Origin of the sequence: Pseudorhodoplanes sp. (assembly GCF_050250235.1) — a bacterium.
Lineage (GTDB): Bacteria > Pseudomonadota > Alphaproteobacteria > Rhizobiales > Xanthobacteraceae > Pseudorhodoplanes.
This window is the reverse complement of the sequence record NZ_JBFWPA010000277.1, coordinates 1-4,330: the sequence shown is the minus strand read 5'-3', so window position 1 is coordinate 4,330 and position 4,330 is coordinate 1. Positions and strand designations below refer to the sequence as shown.

The following is a 4,330-nucleotide window of genomic DNA, read 5'->3' as shown; positions in this document are numbered from 1 at the left end:
GCTTATGCCGTACGACGATCCGATCGCCTTGGTGTTGGCGACGATTGTTTTGGTGATTTCATTCAATCCCAGCATGATGACTGCGAAATACGCGACTCTCATGCGCGTGCTGAGGAGAACGTAACCGATAACCGTTGCTGATAGTGCGGGGATGAGGGCGCTGATCATAAAACAGAGGGCAGGCGGCAATTCGAACAGGACATGGCTAACCGCGAAGCTATAGGCACCGATCCCAAAGAAAATGCCCTGTCCAAGCGACACATAACCGGTCATGCCAGAGAACACGTTCCAGCTGGTGGCGAGGGTGATGGCCATTAACAGCGTCACGGCGAGGGAGACGTAATAGGCCGACACCCAGAACGGTAGCGCAATCAGGATGGCCGCGAGTGTGACCCAGAGGCCGATCAATCCGGCGATCTTCACTTGATTTCTCCGGCAAAAGCCGCCGAGGTTCTGGCGCGCCAGAGAATGAAGCCGATCAGCAAAATATAGCCGGTCGCATCCTTGAATTCAGCGCCGATCGCATAGCTCGCGAACGATTCCAGTACGCCCAGCGCCAGGCCGGCCAGGAAGATGCCGACCTGGTTTCCGAGGCCGCCAATGACCATCACCGTGAAAGCTTTGATCGTGAATAGCAAGCCGATCGTCGGTGTGATCACATAGATCATGCTGGCGAGCGCGCCGGCCGCGCCAGCGATGGCGGCAGCAAGGCCGAAACCGAGCAACCCGATATTCTTGGCATCGATGCCCATCAGACGCGCGGTGTCGCGATCCTGACTGACCGCGCGGATGGCTTTTCCGGCGAAAGTGTATCGGAGGAACAAGAACATCAGAATGGTAAGGACGATCGCGCAAGCCAGCACCACGAGACGGTTGGCCGCGACCGAAAGGTCGAAGCCCAAGTTCACGGGCGCTGTGAGGTAGCTTGTGACTCGATAATCGGCGGTCCAGAGTTGCGTCGCGAGGTTCTGCAAAATCAGCAATACGCCGAAGAAGACAATGAGAGTGGCGTTTTCGAAGCCGGCGACGGAGCGAATTCGCTCTCCGATAGGCTCGACCAGTGCCTTCTGAATGGCGATGCCGAGCAACCCCATGGCGACCGCGGCGATCGGCACACTGACGAGAGGGCTTACATGCCAGAGCGTGAACATCCAAAAGCTTATATACGCGCCGATCATCAACAGCTCGCCATGAGCGATGTTGAGGATCTTCATCACTCCGAAGACGATGTTCAAGCCGCTGGCAATGAGCGCGTAGAGCCCGCCCCAAACAAGCCCGAAGACCAGTAATTGCAGGAATGTCGTTGTCGTCACCGTGCCAAGTTCCTAGAGGTCGTGAGAAGCGAAGCATGAAAGCTTCGCTCCTCACGTCGTTGTAGGTACAGAGGTTCGGACTGGATCGGTTAGTATGGCAACTGGATGCTGGAGCTCGAAACCGACTTCGGCCACACGACAACACGCCTGCCGTTTTGGACCTGCGTAATGAAGCTTAACTGGTCCTTGTTGACGCCCCGGTCGTCGAACTCATAGTCCCCGAGGATTGTGTCGAACTTCCCGGTTCGCAGCATGTCGGCGACTTTCTCGCGGTCAAGGGTGCCCGCCTTTTCGATCGCTTGTTGCATGATCGTCCCTGCGATATAGGCATAGGTGGCATCGGTGGACGGTGGCTTCTTGTAGCGCTTCTCGAACTCATCGTAGAAGGCCTGCGCACCCTTGTAGGGAAGAGCCGGATGCCAGAAGCCATTCTCGACGACACGCTCTGCGCTCTTGCCGAGTTGCCCGATAAATTCCTGCGCATACATCGGACCGATATTCACGGCATAGAGCTTGGGCTTGAAGCCGACCTCCGCCATTTGCCTCGTAAGGTAGACCGACGAGGGCATGATATTGATGGCGATGAATGCATCGGGATTCGCAGCCTTCATCTTCGTGAGCAATGCGGTGAAATCCTGCCCGCCCAAAGGATATTGCTCGTCGGCAACCACCTTCACGCCAACCGCCGCAAGCTTCTTGAGCAGATGATCGTGCAAGCTCTGAGTGAACAGGAAATTCTCGTAGGCAATCCCTACGGTCTTGATCTCGCCCTTCACCGTCTCGAGATAGTCGCCGAGCGCCTCGTAAAAGCTTGAAGCGACCTGCGTTGCCGCGAAAATATACTTGAACTTCCGCTCGAAGATCCGGTCTGCGGCAGCAGTCGCGAGAACCGAGGGGTATTTGTATTTCTCCGCGATCGCCGAGATCGCGAAGTTGTGACCACTTCCCCACGGACTGAGAATGAAATCGACATTGTCCCTGGTTATCAGCCGCTCGTAATTGCGAATCGCGGCGTTCGCATCGCTTGCATCATCATATTCGACTAGCCTGACCGGCAGCTTCTGTCCCTTGACAGAAATGCCGCCAGCGCGGTTCACCTCGTCAGCCCAAAGCTGATATCCGTGTTTCAGATCGGTTGCCTCGGTCGCAAATTTTCCGGTCAGCGATGCGCTGAAACCGAAGACGATTTCCTTCTTGCCGTCTTGGGCGGAGGCGGCTGTCGCCCAGCCCGCCGCCAGCGCGCCGGCCGCCAAAACGAGTGCGCGAAACCACCTATTTTTCATTGATCAGTCCTCCCATGACCCTTGCTGGACTCCGGAACGTCCCGGGTTATTGCTTTGCGCGTAGTGTTCAGCCTCTTGCGGGCTGTTATAGCAATCCTCGTTGTCGATCGTTGTTATGTCAAGGAAAATTCTGCCGCAGATGTAGGCGATGCTTACAAATCACCCAAATACTGTTGACATAACAACAATCGCGCTGCACGTTCCGTGTACGCCCCGAACGCAGCAGAACAAGGTGCGACGAGCCACCCCAAACGGGGCGGTCTGGAGGAAGATAATGACCGAGCAAGTGTTGGTCAGAGACGAAGCGAGCACGATTGGCACCTACTACGATGTGATTGTCGTGGGAGCGGGCTTTGCCGGTCTCTACAGTGTCTACTGTATGCAGGAAATTGGCTGCTCGGTTCGCGCGCTGGAAGCGGGCGACGGACTCGGCGGAACTTGGTTTTGGAATCGCTATCCGGGCGCGCGCTGCGATATCGAAAGCGTACAATACTCGTATTCATTTTCGGAGGAGATTCAGCAGGAATGGAGCTGGAGCGAGCGTTATGCCCCGCAGCCGGAAATCCTCCGCTACATGAATTTCGTCGCGGATCGGCTCGGCCTGCGGAAGCAACTGCAGTTCAACACAAGGGTCGTGTCTGCGACATTTGATGAGGGCCGATCGCTGTGGACGATCGTCACGGAGAAGGGCGAGTGCTTCTGTTGTCGGTTCTGCGTTATGGCCACCGGCTGCCTTTCAATTCCGATCGATCCAGCAATCAAAGGTTTGGACATCTTTAAAGGTAAGATTTACCGCACGATGGAGTGGCCTGCGGAGGGCGTTGAGTTCTCTGGCCTCAAGGTCGGCTTGATTGGAACCGGAGCAACCGGCGTGCAGATAACGCCGCATCTAGCGGTGCAGGCGAAGCATTTGGCAGTTTTCCAGCGCACGGCGAATTTCAGCATCCCGGGCCATAACCGCCCGATGGGGGCAGAATACGAGAGGGAATGGAAAGAAAACTATCGCGAGCGAAGGATAGCGGCCCGCGGAACCCGCAATAATGCGCTCATGCGGCAGAATGGCTTTCCAGGAGAGTCGCTTAGCGATGAGGAACTGGACCGCATTTTCGAGGAGCGCTGGCAGATGGGCGGGCTTGCCTTCCTCTATGCTGCCACCGATTTTGTCACCAGCAAACGGGTGAACGATGCGGCCGCCGAATTTGTCCGGCGCAAGATCGCGGGCATCGTCAAAGATCCTGAGATGGCGCGCAAGCTCATGCCGCGTGACCATCCGATCGGCTCGAAACGGCTCTGTGTCGATACCCATTATTACGAGACATTCAATCGCGACAATGTCACGCTGATTGATCTGAAAGAAGAGCCGATTGAGACACTGACTGAGACCGGCGTTCGAACTACGAAAGGCGATTACCGGCTGGACGCGATCGTGCTCGCGACCGGATTCGATGCGATGACTGGATCGCTTCGCAAGATCGATATCACCGGCCGCAACGGTATGAAGCTCGCCGACAAATGGAACGAAGCGCCCAAGACGTTGCTTGGGCTTGCTATTGCCGGCTTCCCCAACATGTTCACGATCACCGGACCGGGGAGCCCGTCCGTATTCTCCAATATGGTGACTTCGATTGAGCAGAGTGTGGACTGGATCGCCGATTGCGTGGATTTCGTCCGCAAACATGGAATGAATTCGGTCGAAGCGAAGCAATCGGCCGAGGATCAATGGTTCTTCCATGT

The 4,330-nt window shown here is 56.2% G+C and carries 4 protein-coding genes; 1 reads left to right on the top strand and 3 read right to left on the bottom strand.

Annotated elements, in window-relative coordinates:
• The 3 genes from AB7F49_RS38590 to AB7F49_RS38580 form a co-directional block, all read right to left on the bottom strand.
• The coding region (locus AB7F49_RS38590; RefSeq protein ID WP_428533076.1) for an ABC transporter permease subunit at window positions 1-423 on the bottom strand (423 nt) is incomplete at its 3' end.
• Window positions 420-1,313 (bottom strand): branched-chain amino acid ABC transporter permease, encoded by an 894-nt coding sequence (locus tag AB7F49_RS38585; RefSeq protein WP_428533073.1) that lies wholly within the window; start codon window positions 1,311-1,313, stop codon window positions 420-422. The genes AB7F49_RS38585 and AB7F49_RS38590, both read right to left, overlap by 4 nt.
• Before the next feature lie 89 nt (window positions 1,314-1,402).
• Window positions 1,403-2,596, bottom strand: a complete 1,194-nt coding sequence (locus AB7F49_RS38580; protein ID WP_428533070.1) for an amino acid ABC transporter substrate-binding protein — start codon at window positions 2,594-2,596, stop codon at window positions 1,403-1,405.
• A gap of 274 nt (window positions 2,597-2,870) precedes the next feature.
• Between AB7F49_RS38580 and AB7F49_RS38575 the strand changes: the two genes are divergently transcribed.
• The coding region (locus AB7F49_RS38575) for a flavin-containing monooxygenase (RefSeq protein ID WP_428533067.1) at window positions 2,871-4,330 on the top strand (1,460 nt) is incomplete at its 3' end.